This is a genomic window from Salinimonas profundi (genome assembly GCF_014750655.1).
Lineage (GTDB): Bacteria > Pseudomonadota > Gammaproteobacteria > Enterobacterales > Alteromonadaceae > Alteromonas > Alteromonas profundi_A.
The window spans coordinates 89,844-115,739 of record NZ_JABBXD010000007.1 but is presented as its reverse complement, the minus strand read 5'-3'; the positions used below and the strand labels follow the sequence as shown (position 1 = coordinate 115,739).

General features: G+C 46.4%; 23 protein-coding genes. 10 read left to right on the top strand and 13 right to left on the bottom strand.

Features of this window, described 5'->3' with window-relative positions:
• Positions 1 to 3 precede the first annotated feature (3 nt).
• Together HHX48_RS12845 and HHX48_RS12840 are read right to left on the bottom strand one after the other, a co-directional pair.
• Entirely contained in the window at positions 4 to 1,149 is a 1,146-nt protein-coding gene (locus tag HHX48_RS12845; RefSeq protein WP_191025730.1) for a glycosyltransferase family 4 protein, read from the bottom strand.
• Positions 1,142 to 1,822 (bottom strand): sulfotransferase family 2 domain-containing protein, encoded by a 681-nt coding sequence (locus HHX48_RS12840; RefSeq protein ID WP_191025728.1) that lies wholly within the window; start codon positions 1,820 to 1,822, stop codon positions 1,142 to 1,144. Before HHX48_RS12840 ends, HHX48_RS12845 begins: the two co-directional genes overlap by 8 nt.
• Before the next feature lie 387 nt (positions 1,823 to 2,209).
• Between HHX48_RS12840 and HHX48_RS12835 the strand changes: the two genes are divergently transcribed.
• Positions 2,210 to 2,833, top strand: a complete 624-nt coding sequence (locus tag HHX48_RS12835) for a hypothetical protein (RefSeq protein ID WP_191025726.1) — start codon at positions 2,210 to 2,212, stop codon at positions 2,831 to 2,833.
• 2 nt (positions 2,834 to 2,835) lie between these two features.
• Positions 2,836 to 3,672 (top strand): sulfotransferase family protein, encoded by an 837-nt coding sequence (locus HHX48_RS12830; protein ID WP_191025724.1) that lies wholly within the window; start codon positions 2,836 to 2,838, stop codon positions 3,670 to 3,672.
• Here HHX48_RS12830 and HHX48_RS12825 read toward each other — a convergent pair.
• Positions 3,661 to 4,752 carry a glycosyltransferase gene (locus HHX48_RS12825; protein WP_191025722.1) on the bottom strand — a complete coding sequence of 364 codons (1,092 nt, stop codon included), beginning with the start codon at positions 4,750 to 4,752 and terminating at the stop codon, positions 3,661 to 3,663. The genes HHX48_RS12830 and HHX48_RS12825 overlap by 12 nt on opposite strands.
• Positions 4,752 to 6,206, bottom strand: a complete 1,455-nt coding sequence (gene xrt, locus HHX48_RS12820) for an exosortase (RefSeq protein ID WP_191025720.1) — start codon at positions 6,204 to 6,206, stop codon at positions 4,752 to 4,754. Before xrt ends, HHX48_RS12825 begins: the two co-directional genes overlap by 1 nt.
• Before the next feature lie 315 nt (positions 6,207 to 6,521).
• Here xrt and HHX48_RS12815 point away from each other — a divergent pair, with 315 nt between their 5' ends.
• From HHX48_RS12815 to HHX48_RS12800, 4 genes are read left to right on the top strand one after another with little or no spacing between them, the layout of a single operon-like run.
• The gene (locus tag HHX48_RS12815) at positions 6,522 to 7,673 is read left to right on the top strand and encodes a glycosyltransferase family 2 protein (protein ID WP_191025718.1); all 1,152 of its coding nucleotides are present in this window, start codon (positions 6,522 to 6,524) and stop codon (positions 7,671 to 7,673) included.
• Positions 7,670 to 8,848, top strand: coding sequence for a DegT/DnrJ/EryC1/StrS family aminotransferase (locus HHX48_RS12810; protein ID WP_191025716.1), 1,179 nt, complete (start codon positions 7,670 to 7,672; stop codon positions 8,846 to 8,848). The genes HHX48_RS12815 and HHX48_RS12810 overlap by 4 nt, the downstream gene beginning before the upstream one ends.
• A 7-nt stretch (positions 8,849 to 8,855) precedes the next feature.
• On the top strand, positions 8,856 to 10,145 hold the full coding sequence (locus HHX48_RS12805) for a FemAB family XrtA/PEP-CTERM system-associated protein (RefSeq protein ID WP_191025714.1): 1,290 nt from the start codon (positions 8,856 to 8,858) through the stop codon (positions 10,143 to 10,145).
• A complete protein-coding gene (locus HHX48_RS12800) occupies positions 10,145 to 11,149 on the top strand; it encodes a GNAT family N-acetyltransferase (protein WP_191025712.1) in 1,005 nt (334 codons plus the stop codon). The genes HHX48_RS12805 and HHX48_RS12800 overlap by 1 nt, the downstream gene beginning before the upstream one ends.
• A gap of 68 nt (positions 11,150 to 11,217) precedes the next feature.
• Here HHX48_RS12800 and HHX48_RS12795 read toward each other — a convergent pair whose 3' ends face one another.
• Entirely contained in the window at positions 11,218 to 12,102 is an 885-nt protein-coding gene (locus tag HHX48_RS12795) for an XrtA system polysaccharide deacetylase (protein WP_191025709.1), read from the bottom strand.
• Positions 12,103 to 12,498: 396 nt separating this feature from the next.
• Here HHX48_RS12795 and HHX48_RS12790 point away from each other — a divergent pair, with 396 nt between their 5' ends.
• Positions 12,499 to 13,500, top strand: coding sequence for a polysaccharide deacetylase family protein (locus HHX48_RS12790; protein ID WP_191025707.1), 1,002 nt, complete (start codon positions 12,499 to 12,501; stop codon positions 13,498 to 13,500).
• A gap of 200 nt (positions 13,501 to 13,700) precedes the next feature.
• Here the strand turns inward: HHX48_RS12790 and HHX48_RS12785 are convergent, their stop codons facing one another.
• From HHX48_RS12785 to HHX48_RS12770, 4 genes are read right to left on the bottom strand one after another with little or no spacing between them, the layout of a single operon-like run.
• Complete coding sequence (locus tag HHX48_RS12785; RefSeq protein ID WP_191025705.1) at positions 13,701 to 15,356, bottom strand: outer membrane beta-barrel protein; 1,656 nt, start codon at positions 15,354 to 15,356, stop codon at positions 13,701 to 13,703.
• On the bottom strand, positions 15,322 to 16,245 hold the full coding sequence (locus tag HHX48_RS12780) for an XrtA-associated tyrosine autokinase (RefSeq protein ID WP_191025703.1): 924 nt from the start codon (positions 16,243 to 16,245) through the stop codon (positions 15,322 to 15,324). The genes HHX48_RS12785 and HHX48_RS12780 overlap by 35 nt, the downstream gene beginning before the upstream one ends.
• Positions 16,242 to 17,810 carry an XrtA system polysaccharide chain length determinant gene (locus tag HHX48_RS12775; protein ID WP_191025701.1) on the bottom strand — a complete coding sequence of 523 codons (1,569 nt, stop codon included), beginning with the start codon at positions 17,808 to 17,810 and terminating at the stop codon, positions 16,242 to 16,244. Before HHX48_RS12775 ends, HHX48_RS12780 begins: the two co-directional genes overlap by 4 nt.
• A 20-nt stretch (positions 17,811 to 17,830) precedes the next feature.
• Positions 17,831 to 18,463, bottom strand: a complete 633-nt coding sequence (locus HHX48_RS12770) for an XrtA/PEP-CTERM system exopolysaccharide export protein (RefSeq protein ID WP_191025699.1) — start codon at positions 18,461 to 18,463, stop codon at positions 17,831 to 17,833.
• 152 nt (positions 18,464 to 18,615) lie between these two features.
• On the opposite strand from HHX48_RS12770, the gene HHX48_RS12765 reads away from it, so the two are divergent.
• Both HHX48_RS12765 and HHX48_RS12760 read left to right on the top strand, forming a co-directional pair.
• A complete protein-coding gene (locus HHX48_RS12765) occupies positions 18,616 to 20,028 on the top strand; it encodes a TIGR03013 family XrtA/PEP-CTERM system glycosyltransferase (protein WP_191025697.1) in 1,413 nt (470 codons plus the stop codon).
• Between the two features lie 63 nt (positions 20,029 to 20,091).
• Positions 20,092 to 20,304 carry a hypothetical protein gene (locus tag HHX48_RS12760; RefSeq protein ID WP_191025695.1) on the top strand — a complete coding sequence of 71 codons (213 nt, stop codon included), beginning with the start codon at positions 20,092 to 20,094 and terminating at the stop codon, positions 20,302 to 20,304.
• Positions 20,305 to 20,932: 628 nt separating this feature from the next.
• On the opposite strand, the gene HHX48_RS12755 is transcribed toward HHX48_RS12760, so the two are convergent.
• From HHX48_RS12755 to hldE, 3 genes are all read right to left on the bottom strand, one after another.
• The gene (locus tag HHX48_RS12755) at positions 20,933 to 21,769 is read right to left on the bottom strand and encodes a hypothetical protein (RefSeq protein WP_191025693.1); all 837 of its coding nucleotides are present in this window, start codon (positions 21,767 to 21,769) and stop codon (positions 20,933 to 20,935) included.
• Between the two features lie 167 nt (positions 21,770 to 21,936).
• Complete coding sequence (locus HHX48_RS12750; protein ID WP_191025691.1) at positions 21,937 to 23,022, bottom strand: XrtA/PEP-CTERM system-associated ATPase; 1,086 nt, start codon at positions 23,020 to 23,022, stop codon at positions 21,937 to 21,939.
• Positions 23,023 to 23,124: 102 nt separating this feature from the next.
• Positions 23,125 to 24,561, bottom strand: coding sequence for a bifunctional D-glycero-beta-D-manno-heptose-7-phosphate kinase/D-glycero-beta-D-manno-heptose 1-phosphate adenylyltransferase HldE (hldE, locus tag HHX48_RS12745; RefSeq protein WP_191025870.1), 1,437 nt, complete (start codon positions 24,559 to 24,561; stop codon positions 23,125 to 23,127).
• A 24-nt stretch (positions 24,562 to 24,585) separates the two neighbouring features.
• Between hldE and HHX48_RS12740 the strand changes: the two genes are divergently transcribed.
• Positions 24,586 to 24,933 (top strand): GIY-YIG nuclease family protein, encoded by a 348-nt coding sequence (locus HHX48_RS12740; protein ID WP_191025689.1) that lies wholly within the window; start codon positions 24,586 to 24,588, stop codon positions 24,931 to 24,933.
• Here the strand turns inward: HHX48_RS12740 and HHX48_RS12735 are convergent.
• The gene (locus HHX48_RS12735; protein ID WP_191025687.1) at positions 24,930 to 25,841 is read right to left on the bottom strand and encodes a DUF350 domain-containing protein; all 912 of its coding nucleotides are present in this window, start codon (positions 25,839 to 25,841) and stop codon (positions 24,930 to 24,932) included. The two genes, HHX48_RS12740 and HHX48_RS12735, sit on opposite strands and share 4 nt — an antisense overlap.
• Between the last annotated feature and the right edge of the window lie 55 nt (positions 25,842 to 25,896).

The window sequence follows — 25,896 nt, the reverse complement described above, 5'->3', positions numbered from 1 at the left end:
CGCTTACCTGACTACTTGTTCCATGGCTTTTCGCAACGCATCATGCGTGGCTGCGAGTGTATAATGTTGCTGTATCTGCTCACGCGCGGCTTTGCCGTGCTGCTCCTGCCTGTCAGGCTTGCTGAGATAATCAGCAATGGCCTGAGCGGCGCTTTCAACGTTATCCTGCGAGTAAATCGCGCCGGTTTTACCGTCATCCGTAGCTTCACAAACAGAGGGATTATCCGGTACGATAACCGGTAGCCCTGCATACATATATTCTAAGATAGACAGCGAATAGCCGACCTCGCCTTTCGCTGGCTGAAACCCCAGATAACAATGACATAATATTTCACTGGCTTTATCTACTCTTCCCGGGAAATAGCAGTATTGTGTTATATCTAATTCTCTGGCCAGCTGACGGAAACTGTCCAAATCCGGACCATCTCCACACAGCAGATAGCCAATATCCGAAAACTGATGTTCGTGAACGAGCTTTGCGATGACCTCAAGGGCAAAATCTATCCCTTTATACTTGTTTGCACGGGCTGCAGTCACAATAATTTTGTTGGTATTCCCGGAAAACAAACGGTTAAGTCTGCCATCTGTGGCGGGCGCGCAATCAAAGGGTAAAATCCCATTTTGCACGGTAAAACAGCGCTTTTCACTGAAACAGGCGGTTTCCGTCAGCCGTCGCGTAACAAAGCTGGTTGCGCCAAATGCTGCATCTGCACGCAGTAGCGGGAAGTTGGCTTTGACCGTTTTAAGGTGTTTCTTCAGGCCAGATGCCTTTGTTCGCAGGCCGGGAGTGTGATCGTGCACAATAATTTTATCGACGCCGGCAGCGCGATACATGGCGTAAGCCAGAGAGGACACACCGTAGTCAGATAAGTACAATACCCGGATATTATATTTTTTAATAATCGCAATATTGTGACGGATATCACTGAATGTTTCCGGTCGAAAAGTATGCTGGAAATACCGAATTTCGCTCTCTTCGATGTGCTGGGGAATGGCGTTTATCTCTGGATAAGCGAGAAATGTGATATGTGAATCGCTAAACATTTCACTGATTTTTACCCAGTAACTTTCCATCAGCCACCAGGCGTAGCCCACATCAGACTTCCAGTTTGCTACACACAGGATCCCTGGCTGTTGCTGCTTACTCACTGACAAAAGACTCCCCGTCTACACGCTTCCGGGAAAATCCGTCGAAACGGTAACCGAAATTATTGATATCTCTGGCGTATAGCAAGGCGACTTTTTGTCTGGCTTCTTCGCTGTAAACCTCTTTATATCCTTTGCGTTTTGACGCATTGGTATGCTGCAGTGATTCTTTGCAATCTATTTGTTTCGCGATGCGCTCAAAATCGTCGCCAATGGTTTCGAAATAGGCCAGATAATCAATCATCGCCCGGTTTTTGCCATCGCAAATAAAATCACTTTGTGGCCAGAAATGGATATAAGCATACAATCTTTCCGGCGTAAGCCAGTTGATGACAAAATCATTGAAATCATCAATACCAGCGAGGTTTTCTTCAGCCCAACGCTTGTCGTTATCGTCCCAGCCGCCGCCTTTCAGAAATGAAAAGGCAGAATATAAGCGGTCCCAGGGATTGCGAACAAACGCAAATTTAAAATAATCGTTGAAGTCCTTTTTACCGAAAATAACCCGGTATTCCCATGCCCTGTAATGGTAAGGCAATGCGCCGAACAGCGTCAGTGCGACAGAGGTCCCCGCCGTTTTGGTGATGTGAACGAAAATGGCTTTTTTCTGGTCATATGGCGCCAGTGAAAAGTCGCCTTTTGGAGAAGGGTTGACCCGTTTTCGCAAATTTGCCATATGTACTGGATTGCGTTTCTTGTATAGCCAGAATCTGAATTCGGCAGGCACAGCGCTTTTATAAATACTTCTTATCAAGGGCAACATCAAAAATTCTTAAATTAAGTTATGGTACAACAGGGTTTTTGTATATGCTATGCACCAAATATTACAGAACAATAGAGTATGTTTGTATCTGAGTCACTTGTTTTTACAGAGTTACACAAAACTGCAGGAAGCCATCTTTTAAAATTGTTGTCGACCTACGTAGGTGGACAACAGATCGGCAAACATAATCGAATCCCAGAAGATCTTCGTAAAAGATTCGTTTTAGGATCAATAAGAAATCCCTGGGATTGGTATGTCAGCCTGTGGGGTTACGGATGTGATCGTCAGGGCAGCGTCTACTTGCAAACCACACGCAAAAGCAGCCTGCGCTATTGTGTGCAACAGTTGCCACGGGAAATGGGCAGGCAGCGACCATCTGTGGGCCATATCGCACGGCAAATGAAAAGTGACCTGAGCAAAGACAATCAGGCGTGGCAGGCTGTTTATGCAGACTCTGCCGATGTCGATGGGTTTCGTCAGTGGGTCAGAATGATGTTTGACCCAGCCAGAGCCATGGATATAGGTGAAGGTTACGGTTTCAGCCCGTTCAGCCAGCATGCAGGTTTGCTGAGCTACCGTTTTTTCAAATTATTTACAGCCCTTGACGAACGCGTTTACGATAAATCGCTGGATACCTCGTTTGAAAAACTAAAATTGATCTGGAATGAACAAGGCTTTGTAAATGCCTTTATCCGACAGGAAAATTTAGAAGATGATTTTATATCTTCAGTCGCAAAAGCGGGTATTTCTCTGTCCGATTCAGACAAAGCATCCATCCTTGATGGAAAAAATAAAAAAACCAATACATCTTCCCGCAAGGCTGTTTCACATTATTACGATGAAGAAACGGCGAATATTATTTTGCAGCGCGAAAAGTTTATTATTGAGCGTTTTGGTTACGATGTTAATGCAGTATTGAGGTAAGCATGGCTGGAACCCGATTCAGACAAGTCACCCGCGAAGCGCTGGGTAATATTTTACGTGAAGTTAAAATCGCTGCTAAGCCAACGCCGAAACCTGAGAAATGGGTATTTCTGGTTGGCTGTTATAATTCAGGCACTACCCTGCTCTCTGAGTTGATGGGACGACACCCCAGCATTTCTGCTTTGCCTACAGAAGGCCACTTCATTACAGACCAGTTTCTGAAAGACTACGATCTGGGTATACCGCGCATGTGGGTAGACCGGGAAGACATATTTTGTCTGAATGAGAATGACGAAGGCCCGGACGTTGTCCGCATCAAGAAAGAATGGGGAATGCGACTGGATTTGAAAAAGCCTGTCCTGGTGGAAAAATCGCCGCCTAACGCTGCCCGAACACGGTGGTTTCAGAAGCACTTCGAGAACGCCCACTTTATCGGTATTGTCCGTAATGGGTATGCGGTGGCTGAAGGTATTTCGAGAAAGGGCGATCCGAAATCTATTAAGGATGGATGGCCGATCGAAAAATCAGCCTGGCAGTGGGCACGCAGCAATCAAATCATGCTGGACGATGCGCAAAAACTAAACAATTTTCATTTGTTGCGCTACGAAGATCTGGCAGGCTCTCCGCAGGATGAGCTTAATAAGGTTGCCAGTTTCTTGGGGCTCGAAGCCTTTCCTGATTTAAGCACGCAGAACTTCGCAATACATGAGCGTAATGACAGCGTGAAAGACATGAATGCGTCAAGCATCAAAAAGTTATCAGAAGCGGATATTGCGCAGATTAATGAAACGGCCGGTTTCATGCTCGACCGCCTCGGTTACAGCCGTCTACCCGGTTAAAGCACTTTCATACAGCGCCGTAATCTCACTGGCATTACGCGCTGCTGTATACGCATCAGGAAGCGCCACTTTCGGTGGCGCGTTTAATAACGCTTCCACCCGCTCAGCGTAACCTTCAGCACAATGTTTTTCTACCAGCCCATTACAAGCTGCAGCGTTGAGCAGTGGAATAAGTCCGCCCGTGGCATGGGTGACCATGGGTACCCCAAGCGCCAGGCTTTCAAGGGCAGTCATAGGCAATCCTTCGTGATCTGATGGCATCACCAACAAGTTCATTCTCGCAATCCAGCTTCGGATAATATTGGTATGCCCGTGAAATGTGACAAAGCCATTAAGATTATGGCTGGCCGCCCAGCCTATGTGCTCTTCAAGTAAGCTACCACCGCCAAACAGATGAAAATGCACCGGATGTTTGGTGCGCGCATTGTGATGGACCAACTCTGCCATTTTAAGAAACAAATCAACGCGCTTCACCGACTCCATACGACCAACAAAACCGACATGATATTGTGTGGTTTCATCATTGATCGCCACATCGTTATCGTGTGCCTCTGCATCCCTGCGCACTGACTCTGCATCAATCCCGTTGGCAATAGTATGAATTTTATTAGCGGGAAACTGCCCGGTTAACTTTTCCGTTAAGTCATCTGAGACGCTGATGATGCCGTGCTGAAGCCTTTTTCCGGTGAAGCGGTCAGCGCCTATTTGGAGGCGCTGCTTAAGACTCGGCGTAAACTCGGGGGCGCCGTGAACGGTTCTGAAAGCCGGTACGCTAATGGTCATTTTATTGGCCAGCGAGCCCAGGATATTCTCTTTCTGCCGATGGGTATGAATCACGTCCGGCTGATACCGGTGCAGCTCAAGTTTGATTTTTTCAAGCAGCTTTCCAAAGCCGAAGCGGCGTTCATCCAACACAGTAACGGTAACCCCCGATTCCGCCAGCATTTCGGCCAGTCTGCCAGGATTTAAAATGATCGCATGAACGGTATGCCCTTGTTTGACCAGCTCGGTACACAATGTCCAGACCTGTACTTCTGCGCCCGCCCAGGTGTCGCCGGAGGCAATATGAAGTATTTTCATCAGTTTACCTTTGTGCTGTAGAGTGCTTCAATTTGCGGCGTCAATGCCCGGGCCACTTCCTCAGGGTCGCCACACTTACCGCGGCAGTCCACCTGTAGTATAACGGCGCTGGCTATCGGCGAACTGAATATTTGCTTTAACTGCGCCAGTTTTCCATCCAGTTCGGAGGTAACCACCTCATCGCCAATTCTGTACACCCAGAAGACCACTTGCCCGCGCCGCGTCAGGGCCGCATTGACCGGATTATCGCCGACAGTTATTTTAACTTTACCAGCCACCCCCGCCGCGGGCTGATTCGCATAATAGATAAGCTCTTTGCCCTGCGCTTGCTTGACATAAGACGCAATGACCAGCGTCATTCGGTAATTGGTTTGACGCCCGTTGAACACCTGACTGAAATCATGCCCCTCATATTTCACGCCGATGCGGGATAAATCATTCTTTGCTGCGCTCATCGTTGCCAGTGATGGCGGCAACTTGACAGTGAGGTTACCCTGATTTTCCTGATTATTACTTTGATTCCACCAGACCGGTAGCGCAGCGAACGCGACCATCGTAGCAATGAGTGCGCCTGCCATTTTACCGGTTATCTTCAGGTCGGGTTTGGTTCCGCTACCGGTAAACTCCCCATCTTTTTTCTCCAGCCGCTTAGCATAGAAGAAGAAAAACACAGCCAGAATGGCAAAAATGACCCAGCCAAAGAAACCATGCTCGTAAACCAGCTCGCTTTGCATTTTTGATTCATAACCAATCAGAATCAGTAAAAATACCCGAATCCAGTTGCCGACCAGCGAGAGCAGTACAATGAGCGCCACGGCACGCAGCTGCAGAGACAACTTTTGCAGGTTCAGGTAGGCATAAAATACTCCAAGACACACGCCCGCCAGCAGATAATTGAGTCCGGCGCAGCCATGGGCAATGCGCATCACACCATAGGGCATATGAATATCATAGCCATCAATAAACGCGGTTATTCCCACGGCATGAATGAGTTTGGTATTGACCCAGGTGGTCAGATTCTGAAGCGGTACAATCAGTACGTCCATGATGGGTAACGCCAGATACAGCGACAGTACCGGTACCAGTGTCTTAAAACTATTTTTAATACCCACCATAGCGGCCAGCGCGCACCACAACACGCCCGGTAACACCAGCGTTTGTAGCAACATGACCTGAACAGCATTGGCCGCAAGCCAGACTAAACCGGCTCCCAGTGCCAGTGGCACCGGCCAGAATGATGGCGAAAATTTCTGCCAGCGAAAATCTGTCACCAAAACGTAAATCACGAACATCAGCAAAATATAGCCGTGGGAATACGTTTCGTTATTTTTACTCCAGAGAGTGTGTAAGGTCAGGTAGGTATCAGGGACGGCCAAACCAGTAATGACCAGTACCGCAATGATAATCGCCAGCGCTTTCAAGCTGACAGACGAGAAAAAACCAGATGTGTCCATATTTACTTCAGATCCTGTAACAACCGCGGCACGATTTGTTTAAACTTTATTTGCGTAACTGTTATCGCTGGTGCTGATGATTCAGCACAACATCACTTATTTTTGTATCCGGCTTTTTCAAAAACCCTTGTTGCGCAGTGATTTTTCAGAACAATTTAACGCATGATTGAGCCTTATCTTACTCGTTACGTATATTAGTGCAACACGTGCCGCCTGTGCGCATTTTTTAGCAGTAACCAGCCACTTTGTTTTGCGTGTACTTCACTGAATTTTATCGGTAAAGTAGAGCATCAATGGGCTGTCAAATAAGACATAATGGATATGACGTTTTTATTCTGGATACTTCTACTACTTTCCGTATTTAGCTACTTTATTTACCCTTTTACCTTGCTTTTACTAAACAAGTTCAAAGCAGATGAAGCAGCCATCAATCCACCTGATGAACCGGCCAGCTATCCGGATGTCACATTGATCGTGACCGCTTACAATGAAGAGAAGCGAATCAGAGAGAAAATTAAAAATTCGCTGGAGCTGGAATATCCGGACGGTAAGCTGGCGCTGGTAGTGGCATCAGACAGCTCTACCGATGAAACAGACAGCATCGTTGAATCCTATGCAGATCAGAATGTTCGCCTGGTTCGGGCACAGGAGCGTTTGGGTAAAGAGAATGCGCAGCTGGCGGCCATTAAGACCGTTGAGCACGGCATTATTGTCTTTTCTGATGTAGCAACCCGCATTGAGCCTGATGGCATCATGAAACTGGTACGTTACTTCGATAACCCGACAGTGGGTGCAATAAGCAGTGAAGATCGCTTTGTCAGTAAAGATGGCAGTGTTGCAGGCGAAGGCGCCTATGTGAAATACGAAATGTGGTTGCGCAAGCAGGAATCCAAGCTGGCTGGCCTGGTTGGGTTAAGCGGCTCATTTTTCGCAGCCCGTGTTGAGGTGTGTGAACAATGGGATATTCACTCCCCCAGCGATTTTAATACTGCGTTGAATTGTGCTCAGGCAGGTTATAAAGCGGTGACTGCGCCGGATGTGTTGGGTTTTTATACCGACCTGGCTGATCCCAGCAAAGAATACGCCCGCAAGATACGTACGGTTATTCGTGGCATGACTGCATTGGAGCGCCACCCTGAAGTGATGAATCCAGGCAAATTTGGTTTATTCTCTTTTCAGGTATTGTCGCACAAACTCCTGCGCTGGTCCGTGCCATGGACATTGCTTGGTTTGTTCATCGTCACGCCCTTCTGTATGGACGAAAGCGGGTTCTACGTATTGGCCTATGTGGCGCAACTGGCATTTTACGGTATCGCACTTGCCGCCCATTGGTCTGATTCTCTGAGACAAAAATCATGGGCAAAGATTATTTACTTTTTCGTTCAGGTGAATATTGCACTGTTGGATGCCGGTATACAGTTTCTGTCCGGTAAGCGTATGACTGTGTGGCAGCCGTCGGCACGATGAAATGGTCGCAACTTGCCCCGGTCGGCACTCGTGTTCTTCCCCGCTCTCGTGATTATCTGCCAAGCCCGCTGACATTCAGCGGGTTTGATTATAGCCTGGTAAATTCTGGCACGGCCGCGCTGGGAGCGATACTTGCCTGGTACCGCAAACAACATGACGCCGGGCAAGCATTAACAGCGGTTATCCCTGGTTATACTTGTCCTGACCTTGTGGCCGCATGCGTTTACGCTGGTGTTACGCCAGTCATCGTAGATCTCACTGCTGACCGGTATCAGCTTAACAATGAGCATATTGCGCAGCTGGATAAAAAGCCTGATATCATCATTTGTCCGGCGCTGTTCGGTATGAGCATGGATCTTGCGCAAATTCGCGCCCTAGTGGGTGATGAAACGTTGATTATTGAGGATAACGCGCAGTGGTTTCCCGAAGTGTCAGTGACGTCCAGTCTGGTCTCATTGAAACAGTACGCCCTGCCCGCCCACACGCATCAGGCAGATTTTTTTATTACCTCATTCGGACGAGGAAAACCGGTCAACTTGATGGGCGGCGGTTTAGTCGCCTGGAACACCGCCCGGGTTTCATCATTCGAGCCTGATATTGCTCCGGCACCGCAAAGCTCGTCTATGTTCGATATAAAACGCAGATTGTTTAATACTGTTTGCCGACCGGGATTCTACGGGGCAATCTCGCGTTTCCCCGGATTGAACCTTGGTGCGACTGTTTATCATCCACTACATGAAGTCCATGCCATGGACGCCATCCGACAGGAACGTCTGACCGCGAGTATACTGGCTTATTTACGACAACCTGTTCACATCCAGACCATGTTGCAACAGGCCGTAACTCCATTATGGGCACCTCAGTCAACCCAATGCCGATTGCTGCGCTTTCCGATTCTGACCCAAAGTAAGCAAGCCCGCAATCACCTGCTCAGGATATTTAATGAGGCCGGACTGGGCGCGTCGGCCATGTACGGCGAACCACTTTATGACATTGATGGCGTTGCCAGTGATTGTCAGGCACCTTTTTCCACGCCGGTGAGTAAACTGATAGCCGAGCGATTATTAACACTACCGCTGCATCATCACGTAAAAAAACATCACGTGCATCGAATGGTCACGATTTTGGACGATAATCGACAGTGGCTGGCGGACGCCCCGCCTAATCAAGATTAAGATAAGTATGGATATCAAAGCAGTAAAAAAACAACTTAAAGCCTTGAAAGCGGAAAAAGGTAAAATTGCGCGTCAGTTCAAAGATGTAGAATCAGGCTCTGCAGAACATCAGGCACTTGTCGCAAAGATGCAGGAAATCAGCACGTCGGTCAAAGCACTTGAAGCTGAGCAAAAAGCACTGTTAAAGGCGCAAAATACGGAGCAGGAAGACGTTTCTGAGGTGCCCCTTCCCGGTCAGTTTGAACAGCCTGAAACGACATTTAATGGTGATTTCTCTGTTTCACGTGTTCCGCAAACAGGTGATCTCATGCCATGGTGGGAGTTTGTATCCAGTCACAAGCAAGCATCGGTATATCACAAAAAAGACGTTTGGCAGTTTCTGACCAGCCAGCCCTATACAACGGGTGAAGTGCTGCTGGCGCGCGACGACAAAGGTAATGTCATAGGCGGTTTGCCCCTCATTTTTTTAACCACTCCTCTGTTAGGTAATTTTGGCGTATCGCTTCCTTTCTTCAACTATGGCGGACCGGTGACCCGGTTTGAAAATGTGTTCACTGCCCTGCTTGACGTATGTCAGCAAGATGCACGGTCTGGGGATGCTAAGTATACGGAAATCAGGACAACCACGAAGAGTCAGTTTGAGGCGTCGACCAAAAAGGTATCAATGCTACGTGCGCTTCCAGGCTCGGCATCCGTTTTTGATGACGAGATTGGCGCTAAAGTCAGAGCTCAGGTAAAAAAGGCAGAGCCCTACCGTCCTAAATTTAAAGTGGGTAAGCAAGAGTTACTGGATGACTTTTATGATGTTTTCGCTCGCAACATGCGCGACCTGGGGACGCCGGTTAATGATAAGCGGTTTTTCTCAGCACTCATGGACGCACTGCCGGAACAGACATTCATTGCCGTTGCATACGTCGACGATCAACCGGTAGCCACAGGTTTTCTACTGGTAAATGGTCGCATGATGGAAATCCCCTGGGCCTCTACGGTTCGCGATGCCAATAAGATGAATATGAATATGTGGCTCTATCATCAAATATTACATTTCGCCATCAAGAAAAAAATGAAGTGGTTCGATTTTGGCCGCTCTACACAGGATGCCGGGACTTATCGCTTTAAAAAGCAATGGGGTGCAGAACCGTTGCAACATTACTGGTATAACTTTAGCGCCGAGCCCTCAGGAGAGTCTTTAAATCCGGATAATCCTAAATTCAAACTTGCGATAGCAGTCTGGCAACGGTTGCCAGTCTGGCTGACGCGGCGTATCGGACCATTTCTTTCAAGGCAGCTTCCCTGATGGAAGTAAGGCTGGATACCGGTCACGCTGGACTGACAGCGATAAGAACGCACTGGCAGGCACTGGAGGAGCGTGTTAAACCATCGGTATTTATTCGCTACGATTGGTGCCACACTCAGGCCTTAATGGGTTCAGATGCCGTGTTGCTTAGCGTGTGGGACGGGGAGCGATGCATGGCTATTCTTCCCCTGGCACTGCGCCAGTTATCCGCTAAAGTCAGAACCAGGGTGTTAACACATCTGTGTCAGCGCTTTACGGATTATCAGACGTTACTTATTGATAAAGACGCCGATAGTGAAAGTGTATTCGATGCCATGCTGCACAAGCTTGCCAGCTCTCCATTTGGTAAATATTCGCTGTACTTTCCTTACCCGGACAATCAACTCAGTAGCGTATTGCAAAACCAGCCAGGATGCCGGCACTGTCAGTCATGGACCCATACACAATTCAGAAGCCTGGGAGCGCCAGTTAAAGCCAAGGTGGCCAGAGAAGCCCGGCGACGTCTTCGAAAGCTTAGAGAAACGGGCAACATCAGTGTAAGTATTAATACCGCCTTCAACCGCGACATGGTTTCTCAAATACTGGACATGTCTGCCCAGCGCCATGGTGAAAACGCCCTTACGTGCAATGCAAACCGGCAGCGTATACTTGACCTGCTAGAAGCGCTGCAGTCCGCTGTTCACCTAAACTACATTACCAAAGAGGGTAAGTTGATTGCCGCTCACCTGGGTTTTATCCATGAAGAAACACTGCTTTATTATGTGCCGGTCACCGATGAGAACGAACGCCGATTTTCCCCGGGTATCATTTTATTAAGTGAAATCATTCAGCATCTGAATGACCATGGGCTTTCGCGGATAGATTATCTGCGTGGCGAAGAGGACTATAAGCAGGATTGGGGGAATGTTCATGAGACGCGAAGCGGACTATTTTTACCGGCGCGCTTTGGTCTGAATATTAAACAAAGATTGCTGACACATATCTGGCTGAAACGAAATCCTTAGCGATTCAGCCAAACGCCCGATAACCGACAATAACGGTTTATCAGGCTACGCTTTTTACTATTATCCTGTTAGCTGGCTTTTTCACTATACTTGCCACTGGCGACGCTTAACCAATCACCCAATGTAGGGTGCTCTTTAGACAAATACGCGTTCTCCATCGTGGTCCAATCATATTTTTCACACAATTTAGTCAGCTTTTTCATCGCCGTCTTCTGATTCACATGATGTCGAAATTGCGACTTAAAATTACTTTCTATACGCGGCTGGTCAGGATCAAACTCCCACGGATGCGTGTAAAAGTTCGCCGTACGATCTTTCTGCCCTTTTCCAAAAAGAAAATCGAACACCCAGAAGGGTAAAAGACGAAAATACCCACCCCCACCGGCAGGAAATACCCGGTCGCGCCATATGGTTGTGGTCACCGGTATTTCTAACAGGCCGTTTGATAAGCGATACGCATCACGGGGCGCAAGCGGTACGCCGTATAAGTCGTGCTTAATCGGGTAACTGCTTGAACTGTATTGATAGCCGGCCTCTGCAATAAGATCGTGCGCCCAATCATTGTCAGCACTGATAGAGAAACAGGGTGCCCGATAGCCTTTAACCTCGACCCCGGTAGTATCCTCTATCAGCTTTTTCGCTTTACTGATATCTTCAGAAAATATGTCAGCGTTCTGTTTGGACAAATGCTGATGCATAAAGCCGTGACTGGCGATCTCGTGCCCTTCGGCAACGATACGCTTGAGAATTTCAGGGTGCGCCTCTGCAATCCAGCCGAGAGTAAAAAAGGTCGCTTTAACATTGGTGTCAGCAAACGTGCCCAGCAGTTTGTCCATTTGAATAGCCAGACGGGATTCGTACTTAGACCATTCGTTAACAGGAATATCACTGGCGAAAGCTTCGACCTGGAAATATTCTTCCACATCGACTGTCATCGCATTCACATTTGCCATACTTTTTTAATACCTTTACACCTGCTCTTTTTGAGCATGATTACTAATAACAATTTATAGTAATTAATTACTACAACAGATCGTTTCGCGATAAAGTAATTTGTTTACAGTTTACGTGTAAGTGAACGAAAAAGGAAATATAGGCTTAACAATCTGATTGTGTTAATTTCATTTTATTGCAATAGCAGGGTTAATGGCATGGTTACTTCTGCTATGCAGCCTTTTGGGATAAGTGCTCGCAAGAGCTATTTACGCAGTCAGCGTATAAGCATGGGACGATATCCTGTTGTAAATTTATGCAATCAGATTTTCTGAATGCTGCTTTTTCTGTTCTGGCACGTATAAGGTGCTCTGCTGGCAAATGCAGGAGCGTTGCCATTTGGCACGTAAAGGTAATTGAGAAGTTGGACTAGTAGTTTGATACATTCGTTGTTTCTAAGCAAAGGACTGAACTGGCTGTTAAACAAAGCGTTGAGCCAGCATGTTTGCATTTTTACTTTACACCGCCCGGTTGGTCCGCACGGACTAAATGGTGTGGATCTGACCATGCTTGAAGGCTTTTTACGTCTTTTGCGCAGGCACGGTTGCGAATTTATCAGCATTGATACGCTTTTTTCAAAGCGTCATCACCTGAACCCTTCAAAAAACTATGTGTGTTTTACTGTTGACGATGGTTATCGCGATCAGGCTGAAACACTGATCCCAATTTTGCTTAAATATGATGCGCACCCAACGCTGTTTGTGATTACTGATCTCATCGATAAGCAGATTCTTCCATGGGACGCTCAAATAGCAACGACGATACGCGCCACTGATCACGACAGTCTGGATGCCGGTGCACTGGGCGTACCGGGCGAACGCATTTTGTCCTTAAAAGACAAGCGTCACGCTCGCAGGTATCTATCCTTACATGCCAAGCGCCTGGAAAGAAATGCGCGGCTGGCTTTTGTAAGCACGCTTAAAGAGACATTGTGCGGCGAGCAAGACATCGATACCCGACACTTCGAGCCTACTGACTGGGAACGGCTCAGAGAGCTTCAGAAGCAAGGACTCACAGTAGGCTCCCACACATGCAGCCATAGTCCGCTATCGACATTATCCAGAGAAGATATTCAACAGGAACTTACCGATAGCCTCAGTGTGCTGCAAAAGAATATTGATTCCCCGTCACAACTTTTCTGTTATCCGGTCGGTATGCAGGAAGATTTTGACGAACGCGCAACCGAAATCGTCAAGGACAACGGGTTTATTGGCGCTCTGACCTCTGAGCCTGGGTATTTTGTTCTGGATGCTGTAAATAAAAGCCCATTCACCGTTCCTCGCCTTAGCTTGCCCGCCACCACGAATACTGCGGTACGTTACGCGTCATGGATCGAAAAATTGCGAGCAGGACAATAAGCTTCACGCGCAAACAGCCTATCTGTTTTATAGTACTCTGAGGAATTGAAGTTACCAGTTGGCACTGGTATCTGTGCCTGTCACCTATAGCAACGACGAAAACCCGGTCAGCATTAACTGACTGATCATTAATTAGTGATTCTTATTTTCTCGCAGGCATAAAAAAACCAGCATATGCTGGCTTTTTTTAAGATAAGTATCTATCTGAAGGTATAGGTTGCACCTATCTGGAAACGATGTTCTTTGTAATCGCTACCAAATGCGTTTAACGAAACGTCACCGGTTTGGTCGGTATAAGTGTAGCCGGCATTTAAATTCAAATGCGGCGAAAACGTATGATTCACGCCTAAATTAAATACCATATTTTCCCCTGTCCCAGTCCGAAAAACATCACTTTCACGTTCGATGTCTGCAAAACTTAATGAGCTATTTACTCTTGTAAAAGCGCCCACTCTGTATGAAATGTTCGCGCCCGCTGACTCTGTTTTACGCCGTCTGTTTTGCCCAAGGTACTCATCATCGTTATATCTTGCAAAAATCCCAACTGTGAATACTCGAGATTGATAACTCATCTCGAATGTTGCACCTTTACGAAGAACGATACTATCATCCAGCGCATTATTATCTTCACCCAACTGAATAAATTGCTGACCGTCAGTAAGTTCATACGCCAGTGAATCAGGTTGAAAACAGTTTGGTGAGAAGCCTGCCCCAGGACAAACAAGTACGCCGTCGGTATTATTAGCAGATAAGAACTGAGAAAATGTTCTTACTTCCTCTTCATAACTTATCGATGTTCTGATTTTGCGTGTGGCATGACGCAAGTTAAAGTTAGCCGCATCGCCATAAAAGCGTTTCCCATACGACGCATTTATACTTGTACGGTTTGTAAATGACCATTTCAAGTCAACGCCAGGATAAACGTCACCGTCATTGTCAGGATTACTTGAGTCCGCTTTATTTATCGTTAGGGCGATATAACGAGAATCAGCCTGATAGTAGGTTATACCAGCGCCGACACTGTTAAAGTCACGGTCATTTTGAATGAAGTTGCCCTGACTAATAAATGAATACGATTCAGACATTCCGGTAAGTCGCAGCGCCCAACGATTAAATAGCAAACGGTCCAAGAATCCATTAGCTTCGTGGCTCTCAAAGGTACCAAGATTCACTTCTGAACGATCGGTGTCGCTGTACTCACCATCGAATTCCCATTTAAAGCCTTTTATACCCTCACCTTCCCTAAGAGATGCAGTCGCAGCAAAAGTATCATTATTCAGGCGCTGCGTATTTACCTGCTGATTTTCTTCAGTCTGCACTTTACTGTATGACACAGAAGCCGTGGTTTCTATAAATGGATTTCGGGTAAGGTTGGTCGAGGCTGAAACAGAATCGGTCTGCGTTCGAGCAAGGTCTCCTGAATTAGTCAGTTTGTCTGAAATAAGGAAATTATTGGTATTCGCATTCAGATATCGAGACTGACCTTGCGCACCAATTGTCAATAAACGTTCAATTACATTTAAGGAGCCTTGATAGCGATATTCCAGATAATCTTCTTTGCTGTCAAAGACATCATTATTGCGTTCAAGATGTGTCGCAGATGCATTGACCGAGGCTTCTGCACGCTTAGCTTTATAAACGGCATCTAGAGACGGAACAATCCGTAGCGTCGTGATATCTCTGTCGCCGCGCCTGTCAGAATCAATTTGTTGAAAAATCGCATCTGATGATACTGTCGGCTTTAACTGTAGATCTCCAGCACTAGCGCTACCTGCCGCTAATGCCGTACAAGTGAACAATGCTAATTTAGACGCAGTAAATTTATGCGCCATTAGCCGTTTCTTGTTCTTGTCCATAATAATATCCATAGTAACCCGGGTCGTTGGCATCCTTATTGACTACTTTATTGACTACAAAACCAATAGCCATATCAGGATTGAGCCGTTCTACACTCAGGCGAATATCTGACAGTTTAGAGCGACCTTCTTCAGTCACCACTACAGCCTGGCCAGCAAAATTCGCGAGTATCGCACTCTCAGTAATCCCGATGAGCGGTGGTGTATCAATAATGACAATGCGGTCTGGGTAACGGTTTGCAAATTCATCTACCGTTTCATGCATTTTCTGACTGGCAAGAAGCTCGGTTGATAAGTGATGTGTTTTTCCGGCCGGAATGATTTTCAGCTTATCAATATTTGTTGGATACAGAACATCCGCAATATCATTCACTTCACCTGTCAGGTATTCCATTAAACCACTGCGACGTTCAACGCCAAATGTGTTGAGTACATTAGGCTTCAATACATCAGCATCAACCAGCAATACTGTTTTATCCTGTTCAGAAGCAATACTCAGTGCCAGGTTTGTGGCAGTAAATGTCTTACCTTCTGATGGACGGCCACTGGTTACCATGATGATGTTACTATTTTTAATGGTCGAGGACAGAGGCCCGAAAGCGTTAGCCAGCAACTTACGCTTAATTTCTCTGTACTCTTCATTGATACCTTTACGAACACCCGATAGCGAAACATGTCCGTTTCGCTCAAGTCTGTCCAAATCAATATTAAAAGGTTCTAGTTGCGAAGTTGGCCCCTGCGGTCTGGCAGCAGGTACGTGGCTACGTTTGGCAGCAGGCGCCTGCGGCGCTGCCTGCTGCTCAGCGCTGTCAGCGCTCTGATTTTTTGCTTTCTCTGCCGCCATGGCTTCACGGCGGCGTTGAAGGGCTTTTTCTATCGTACTGCTCATGACAACACACCTTGCAGGTTAAGGTTCATTAATTCTGCGGCCATCAGCGCCCCGTAAATAAATACCAGTGCCAGAGAGCTTGCCGCAAAAACAACATAACGACGCTTGTTATCCTTGCCAATAGACTCTATTTCCAGATGCGTAACCGTTCCCCAAATTGGATAATCTGTCAGCTCGCGTAATTGGCGGGCTCTGACCAATACTGGTGATAATTGATTTAACAGGAACGCGATACCAATTCCGACACCAAATCCAATTAACAGTACCAAAGAGTAAAGCATCAAACGTTGTGGACCAGATGGCTCTGACGGCACCAAAGGTGGCTCAATAATTCTGAACTGGAATTCTTCAGCAGAAACATCCGCACGACGACTGATATCTGCAGACTCACGACGCGTAAGCAATTCCTCGTAGCGCTTTTTAGTAATACCATAATCACGGTTAAGTGACGCTTGCTCCGCTTCAATTTGCGGAATCAGGTCAATCTTCGATTCAAGGTCGGTAATCTTACTCTTCAGATCCTCTTCCTGAACCTGAAGCGAAGCAATTTCACTTTGTAAACGACTCACTTCCAAAGAGATTTGGCTATTATAATTGCCTACAGGTTGACCGTCACCGACATCCTGTTCACTTAAAAACTGATCGATCTCTTCCTGACGCGCTTCCTCCAGACTGCTCAAAAGTTGCTTTGTTTCAATGACATCAGGATGTTGATCGGTGTATCTAAGCATTAAACTATCTAACTGATCTTCCAGAGATTTAATGCGCTGATCGTATCGTGTTTGTAATGCAGATGACCCTTCGTTGCGCACACCAAAGCTATCTGACATTTTAGATGTAGAAATCTGCGCCTTCATTGCATCGATTTGTTGTCTCGCCTGTCGGATTTGAAGCTGTGTATTTTCAAGCTGTGATTTTAGCTGTCTGATAGAATCATAGAATGAGCCAGACATTGGAAGAATTTCATTATACTTTCGCTTAAACCCTGCAAGACGCTGTTCGGCCTCTGCAAGACGCGTTTCATAGTCAGCGATCTGCTCATCTAGAAATCGTCCGGCAGTGTCAGTATCCCGGCGATTGTTTCCTAATGAGCCTTCAACAAATAATGATAACGTTTCCTGCACGACGCGTTGAGCAACAGCCGGGCTTTTGTTTTCATAAGTGATGTCGTAGATATTGTCCTTACCGGTATCAATAAGTTTAATTTCTTTACTTAACTCATTAATAAGGCTGCTAAACTCTTCGTCCGATGTGGTAGTGATATCCAAATCGCTTTCCCTGGCAATCGTTTCCAGATTTGAGCGACTAAGCAGTGTCTGAGCCATCATACGAATCTCTTCTTTTGGATTCGATTGAATAGCGATACCTGTTAATACCGGTCGTAAAGGTGAACCGGTGTCGACATACACCTTAGCTGCTGACTCATATTGATTAGGTAAGGTTGCTACGTAGAAAAAGCCTATAGGGCATATAATCCACGAGCAAATAATAATAATGCGCTTTTTTATCCATATTCCTTTGAGCAAGTCAAAGAACTGCGCAATAGATGGCTGTAAATCCTGCATGTAAATTTGTTCCGCTACTACTAGAACCAAGCCTCAGGGATAATTACGATATCACCAGGCAAAATATCAACATTCTGTGAAATGTCGCCGTCACGAATCAACTCATCGATGTTGATGTTATACGTTTGTTGCTTGCCATCTTCAACGCGCACTAGTTTGGCACTGTTTCCATCAGCAAATTCTGTCAGACCACCTACTGCAATCATCAAATCAAGCAGTGTCATATTCTGTGAATAACTGATTGCTCTTGGATTAGTCGCCTCGCCTATTACACGAACCTGCTCGCTCAACGGGCCAGAGAAGTTGTTTACGCTTACTGTGACACGGGGATTATTAATGAACGTGGAGAGCTTTTCTTCAATTTCCCGGGCTAGCGTAGAAGGCGTTCGACCTGCAACGTCTATATCTTCGACCAGAGAAGTTGTCACTTTACCGTCGGGTCTGACCGTATACTGACCGGAGATCTCTGGATTTCGCCACACGAAAATACTTAAGGTATCGCCAGGACCAATTAGGTATTGATAATCATCAACACTGGTAGTCAAGGATGCACGCGTTTTCGCTTCAGGTAGTTCGGAAGTACTGGTACAGCCGCATAGTAACGATACTGCTGCTCCTAAAACAACCGGAATGATGCTTTTAGAATTATACATAAGAGATCTTCCTAAACTCGTTATGGTGAAATTTTTTTGTTTATACAATTTACCCTACGGTAAATACCACTATAATGCCAACATCATTTATAGTCTATTACATTGAATAGCTTTACGATGTACTTCGACTTTGCAGTATCAGGGGGCCAGGAGTGGCGTTAAACAGGCATAATCAAAGTAAACGTTCCAACATATTAGTTGCAACGGAAGCATTACTTATTGCGTATATGGGGTACATTACGCATTTCATTTTGGTTCAGTTAGCACTGACAAATTCTGTAACTATCGAAAAACTCGTAGTAAATGTTGGATTATTGACCGTTTGTATTCTGCTTTGCTCATTATCAGTTGGGTTATATGAAGCCAAGTTACGAGAAACATTCCGCGGTATCATCCGGCGTATCTTTGTCAGTGTAGGGCTGAGTTACTTTTTCGTAGAAATAATCAGCAGGGCATTTTTCGATGATCTGATTATGCACCCCTACTACTTACCTGCCGCTGTTGCTTCAATCATTATTACGCTGGTTATCTTCCGCTATTTCACTAACAGACTCGGTCTGCTGGGTCTGGGTAAGGTCAGGATTGTGGTGTTGGGCGCCGGCGAACGCGCGTCAATCATTGAAAAGCGGATGCGCAGAGATGTGGATCGTATCGCTTTTGACCTTGTAGGCTTTATCCCTATTCCTGGCGATAACCGTGAAGAAGGTATTCGTAAGGAAGAAATCATTCATGTGAAGGTGGATGAAAACTTCCAGCAGTTTATTGCCGATAACGATATTGAAGAAATTGTCATTGCCTGCGACCAGCGTCGGGGCACCCTGCCTATCGAGGTATTGTTTGAGTGCCGTCTGCGCGGTATTGAGGTGACTGACCTGCTTGACTTTATGGAACGGGAAACCGGTCAGATTGTGGTTAATCTGATGTACCCGAGCTGGGTCATTTACTCTAACGGATTCCATAGTCAGAATTATCTGCGCGATGCGCTGGATTACACGATAAATGCATTCCTTGCCGGCTTCATCTTTTTGTTCACCTGGCCATTTATGTTACTTACGGCCATGATTATCTGGCTTGACGATGGACGCCGAACAGGCACATCGGTCTTCTACAAACAAGAGCGTGTAGGACTGAACGGCAAGCTGTTTAAGATTATCAAGTTTCGTAGCATGCGCCCTGATGCTGAAAAAGATGGTGCGAAGTGGGCCAGCAAGAATGATGACCGGGTCACCCGTATCGGCCACTTCATTCGCAAATACCGTATCGATGAGCTGCCACAGCTTTTCAACGTATTTAAAGGTGAGATGTCTTTCATCGGACCGCGGCCTGAGCGTCCTGAGTTTGTTGAGAAGCTGGTACGCGAAGTTCCTTACTACAACCAACGCCACAACGTAAAACCGGGCCTGGCAGGTTGGGCACAGCTAAACTACCCTTACGGTGCGAGTGTGGAAGATTCGATGGAGAAACTGAAGTTCGATCTTTACTATGTAAAGCATCAGAGCATGTTACTGGACATTCTGATACTGATTCGTACGGTAGAGATTGTATTATTTGGTAAGGGTCGCTAAGCCCGCTCCTCAATAGCATAAGTACTGATAAAACCGGACTATTGCCGCCTAACGGTCAAAGCAATGTCCGGTTTTTTTATTGCCATTTTGCAGCACCAGACACACACCCTGCCCTTTCAACCAGCCATTCCCTGTCTGGCATTTTCAAATAAGCGCGACCAGGCAGAAGGCGTCTGGACCAATAACAACAATTGTCACTACAAGGCTATTGCTTTGGTATGGGTCTGGAGAATGAGGATGTCAATAACGTGTGAAAATCGCAATACCGGCGCATAGTGGTTCAAGTTTCAGTAAATCCTCTATTCTTGCACAATCAAACGATTTACTTTTTGTGACCAGACGTTTACGTAGTGTGTTGTGTATCGGCCAAACAACAGGCGCTTGAGTGCTTGTCAGAGCACGACGCGCATAATGATAAATGACTAAGAGCTTAAACGTCGTGTTGAAGCTGAATAGAAATGCACAGTAACGTGGGATTTGCTTAGCAGGTTGAACATGTCGGTATTTAGCAACAAATTCTTTTTACACGTGATGATTACATATCAGCGGTGACCGTTTTGCAATGTAACTTTTACAGACCCTTGCAGCTTTTGCAGTACACCATTTATACATCATGCTTTATTGATAAGGAAATACTACATTCGGCGTGTTGAAGTAAACCTATTTTCAATGACTTACCGTTATACCTCGCAATTTCTAATAATTTTAAAAACTGGCCTTCATATTGCATTAGTTAGACTGGAATATGGGATTATGTTACATTCTGGTTAATTACGGACGATTAGCCAGATGTTTCTCCAGACAAAAAAAAAGCGAGCTAATTGCCCGCTATGAATGTTTGGAATATGGAATTTTATAATTATTAAAGCCTCTCTCCAGAGGCTTTTTTTATTACTCGACGCTATTATTGCATGAATCGTCTACGAATTACTAGTGCTAACCCAAATAAAACTAGCACTAAAGTTGTAGGTGCCGGTACATCAACGATTGCAGCCGGGTCACGAGCCCACACAGTCACATTAGACAGCCCCTGAGAAACGGTTTTGTCATTCTTGTTAGTCTTCACCAACGTTTGACTTACATCCCAGGTCCCCTTAAACGCATAGTTAGGGTCACCGTCATACACCGGATTTAAACCAAGCTCTTTCAAATCAAACTCGTAAATAACGAACTGTGTAGCAGCTTTAAATACGATGCCCACTTTGTCAAAAAACTCACCGCCCAGCAGCTCCATGAGCGCGTCAGGGTTAGTAGCAGGAGGCGTCCAGCTGAAGGTACCACTTGATGCGTCGTCACAGATTCCATCTTCCTGTGTTGGGCAGCTAATGGTCAGCAGCGAGTCAAGAAAGGTATAAGACGTGTCGCCGTTATCCATGGTAGCGCCATTGAAACTAAAACCACTGTCGGCTTCAGCTTTACCCACATAAATCCAACCTGGGTCGATTTCACCTTTGCCCTGAAGGTTTTGCAGCGCGTCATCTTCTACGAAAACGCCAGGCGTATCCCACCATCCGTTATAGCTATCAACGTTGAACCAGCCATCATCTTTATAGCCTAAATTATCTACAGGCTTTGTGAACGAGCTATTGTTTCCTGTAAACGAACCAACACATTCAGTTGCATTTAACGGCGTAGCAAGTTGCTCAGCAGCACTTCCGTCCAAAACTTGTATTTCGGTGATTTGTACATCACTGACACCGCACATTGCAGCCTGCGACGTCCATGCTGCCCCTACTAACATTGATCCTAAAACTACCTTGCTCAGTACATTCATCAGTGACCTCTCACTACAATTGATACTACAACTACTTCTGGTTAATCGCTGAGCAATTTATAGGCCAATTTTTAACCTGTTAATTTTTAAGCTTTTATTTCTGAATTTTACAGACCGTGTAAAATTTTCAGACATTAGTCATCTTCTTTCAATCGAACATACGTTTTATATTTTTTCTTTAAAAGTTTGTCGATATATTGCGTCAGCTTGATCTTATGACTAATAGCATCGTCCAACGCATCAACCAATTCACTTAGCATAGCCTTATAATATTCCGCATCCTGTATTTCATTGCCATTAGGTGTCATAAGTTTCTTCTTCGGCTTATGCGGCACACCAGTGCCCACAGATGCTTCATATTGCTCTTCGTCAACAGCCTCCTGCTCTTCTGGAGTGGGTGTCTCAGGCAAAAACATCTCTTCACTAACCTCGTTGATGACAGAATCAACGGCATCGCCATCTAGCGTTTCCAGCTCTTCCAGGAAGCCGAACAAAAGAATTCGATCCATCAATGTATTGATTTTACGGGGAACACCACGAGTAAATTTGTAAATACGACCGTAGGCATCGTCGCTGAATAATGCGCTACCATTCCAACCTGCATGATGCAGTCGGAACTCAATATATTCCTTCGTTTCTTCCAGGGTAAGCGGTGCAAGGTGACATGATGCGACGATGCGCTGACGAAATTGCTCCATATTGGGTGCACGCAGAATAGGCTGCAACTCTTCCTGACCTAACAGGAAGCTTTGAAGAAGCGGCTTTCCAAACTCCTGAAAGTTAGACAACATGCGCAATTCTTCAATCGTTTCAAGCGGCAGGTTTTGTGCCTCATCCACAAGCAACAATGCACGGCGGCCTGTTTTGCTCAGGTCGTATAAGAAAACTTCGAGAATTTTCAGAATGTCGGCTTTGGTTTTTCCGGCAACATCCAACTCAAATTTCGATGCGACCATTTTGACCAGTTCATCCGGGGTCAACTTTGGCGTTACGATGTGCGCCACGACAATATCGTCTTCAATTTCAGCAACTAAAGAGTTGGCTATTGTTGTTTTGCCCGTTCCGATATCGCCGGTAATGACAATGAACCCCTCGGCCTGCGAAAGCCCGTACTGTAAGTACGACATAGCACGTTTGTGCCAGCGACTGGCAAAGAAAAAATCTGGATCCGGTGTTAGCTGGAAAGGTTTTGAATCCAGCCCATAATAACTTTCATACATGGAATTACCGCTATACTTCTGCCTGAGTGCCCGAACGAATCTTAGCCTAATACCAGCTTTACGACTATACGTGACACATAACTAATTATTTGATGTCCGGGGTTATTCACCTTTATGACCGACAATTTGTTCAATGATTGCGGTCGTTGAGACACCCTCTTCAAAATGTAACACTTTAACACTACCGCCATTCGCAATAACCTCCTGGCCACCGGCGATGTCTTCAACCTTGTAATCTCCGCCTTTTACCAGTGTATCGGGTAAAAGTCTGCCGATAATACGCTGTGGCGTATCCTCGCTAAAAGGAACGACCCAGTCTACCGAAGCCAAACCTGCCAACACTGCCATTCTGCGCTGAACATTGTTGACCGGACGCCCCTGCCCCTTCAACCGTGTCACAGACGCATCATCATTGACAGCCACAATAAGACGGTCACCCAATTGCGCTGCAGCCTGTAAGTAAGACACATGACCTGCATGCAGAATATCAAAACAACCATTTGTCATCACAACGTGCTCGCCACGTTTTTTTGCCTGGTCGATTGCGATAGCCAACTGATCTTCGCTCATCACGCCAGTGTCGTTATTTTTATGCTGTTCCTGCAATGCTACCGCAAGCTCGGTGGCTGTGACCGTTGATGTGCCCAGTTTGCCAACGACAATACTCGCGGCAACGTTTGCCAGCATACAAGCATCCTGAATAGTGGCACCGGCGGCATAAGCAACAGCCAGTGTTGATATGACGGTATCCCCCGCCCCTGTGACGTCAAACACTTCTTTGGCTTTTGCCGGCAAGTGAAACGCTTCAGCCTCACCATGAAATAACGTCATCCCTTCCTCAGATCGGGTGACCAGTAGGCCTTCCAATGCCAGGTCCTGCTTCATTGTCACCGCTTTTTCCATCAGATTTTGCTCGTTCTCAGGATGGCCGGCAACAGCGCTGAATTCTGTCATATTAGGCGTAATAAGTGATGCGCCTCTATACTTCGCAAAATCCGTACCTTTTGGATCAACAATCACAATTTTGTGCGCTTCTCTGGCAGCACTGATAAGCGGCTGCGGTGTCGATAGCGCGCCTTTGGCATAATCAGAAAGAATCACAATGTCTGCGCTGGGTAACAGTTCCATGTAGCGACTGATCATGGAAGATTTATCACTATCGGCGAATGACTTTTCAAAATCCAGACGCAATAGCTGCTGATTACGACTCATTACCCTGAGTTTAGTAATGGTGTCGCGACCGGCCACCGGCGTGAAATGACAGTCAACATCAAAAGAAGAAAGTCTGTTTTTCAGTATTTCTGCATTTTCATCATGGCCGCACAAGCCCAGCAGACTTACCCGGGCCCCCAGCATCGCGGCATTAATCGCCACGTTAGCCGCGCCACCGGGTCGATCCTCACTGCTATTTACGTTTACCACCGGCACAGGCGCCTCCGGACTGATTCGACCGGTACTCCCTCCCCAATAGCGGTCAAGCATCAGGTCGCCGACAATCAGTACGTTCGCATTTTTGAAATCTGGTAGAATCATGTTCAGTCGTTTAGCAGTAAGATATGAAAATTGACAGCAAGTATATCAGTCTTAACGGAAAATGAGGACAGCACTGACCGGTGGTATGTTTACATCATTGAGAACCGGATGGGTCAGTTTTACACCGGCGTTACAACCAATCCGGGACGGCGACTCCGCCAGCATAGTGGCGAGCTCAAAGGTGGCGCGCGCGCACTTAAAGGAAAAGGCCCACTGCAGTTTCGCCTGGTGCTCAATGTCGCCGACAGGTCCGGGGCGTTAAAGATAGAATATGCGATTAAACAACTGTCAAAGCGCCAGAAACAGGCACTGATCAAAGAAGACCTGCGCGCCCTTGCAACGCATCAGGTCAACATCGTAACTCCCCAATTTTGTTAGGATAAAAACTCCAGAATACCGTTTACTATAAGCGCGATACCCAGCGTCAGGCAAAACTCCAGGCATGCCACGCCGATATTATGCTGTTTATCCACTTCCTGGCGATAATCCAGTCCCCACAAAATCAGTTTTTTACTGGCATTAACCAGAATATACAGCGACAGGGACAGCACGACACTGACAATCAGCCAGCCGGTGACATTACTGACATACCCATCCGGATGATAGTTCAGCAAATGTCGGGCAGAAGCGACGATTAGCGCTGTACCAAGCAGGTTTCCGGCATGCTCAACAGCCAGTGCCAGTTGCCCTTTTTGCAGCGCGCCCTGAAATGAATCATTCTGATTATCTCTGGCATAACGTACTTCATAAATGCGCGTCATAAACAGCAGGATTGTCAGAACTACCGTAAATCCTGTGGAGATAGCGATCATGGCATTCATGTCACTGCCATCGACCCACAACACCATGCTTCTTAAAATAATGGCGCTGGCGATAAGGCTCGCTGCATCGACCATGGCGATACTGACACTTCGGTCACCAATCAGTGCGCGGGTGTCGACCCGGTTGAGTACCAGCTTGTCGTGGGCAAAGCGCCCAAAATTAACCAGGACAATACCGATTAGTCCAAAGCTTACCATCCCTGCTGCGGCTGACTCGAACCCCTGCCCAACATGGCGGCCAACCACTGAGCCGAGCACAATGCACAAAGAGAGCATGCCGCCGGCAATACTGATACCAAATGCGAAGTTATCTTTTACCGCCAGTTCATCGGTTACCGAGCCTTTTCTGAATAATCCGGCCAGCCATTTGAGCAGTACCAGTAACAACAAAGCCAGCGCCAGGTCGATAACAAGGTAGACCCACAAGTCGCGGGGCAGCGGTACTAATTTGACCAGCGTTTCCATCTCAGTTCCCTTCATACGGTGTATTATTATTCGTTGCTGGAGCCTGACAACAGGA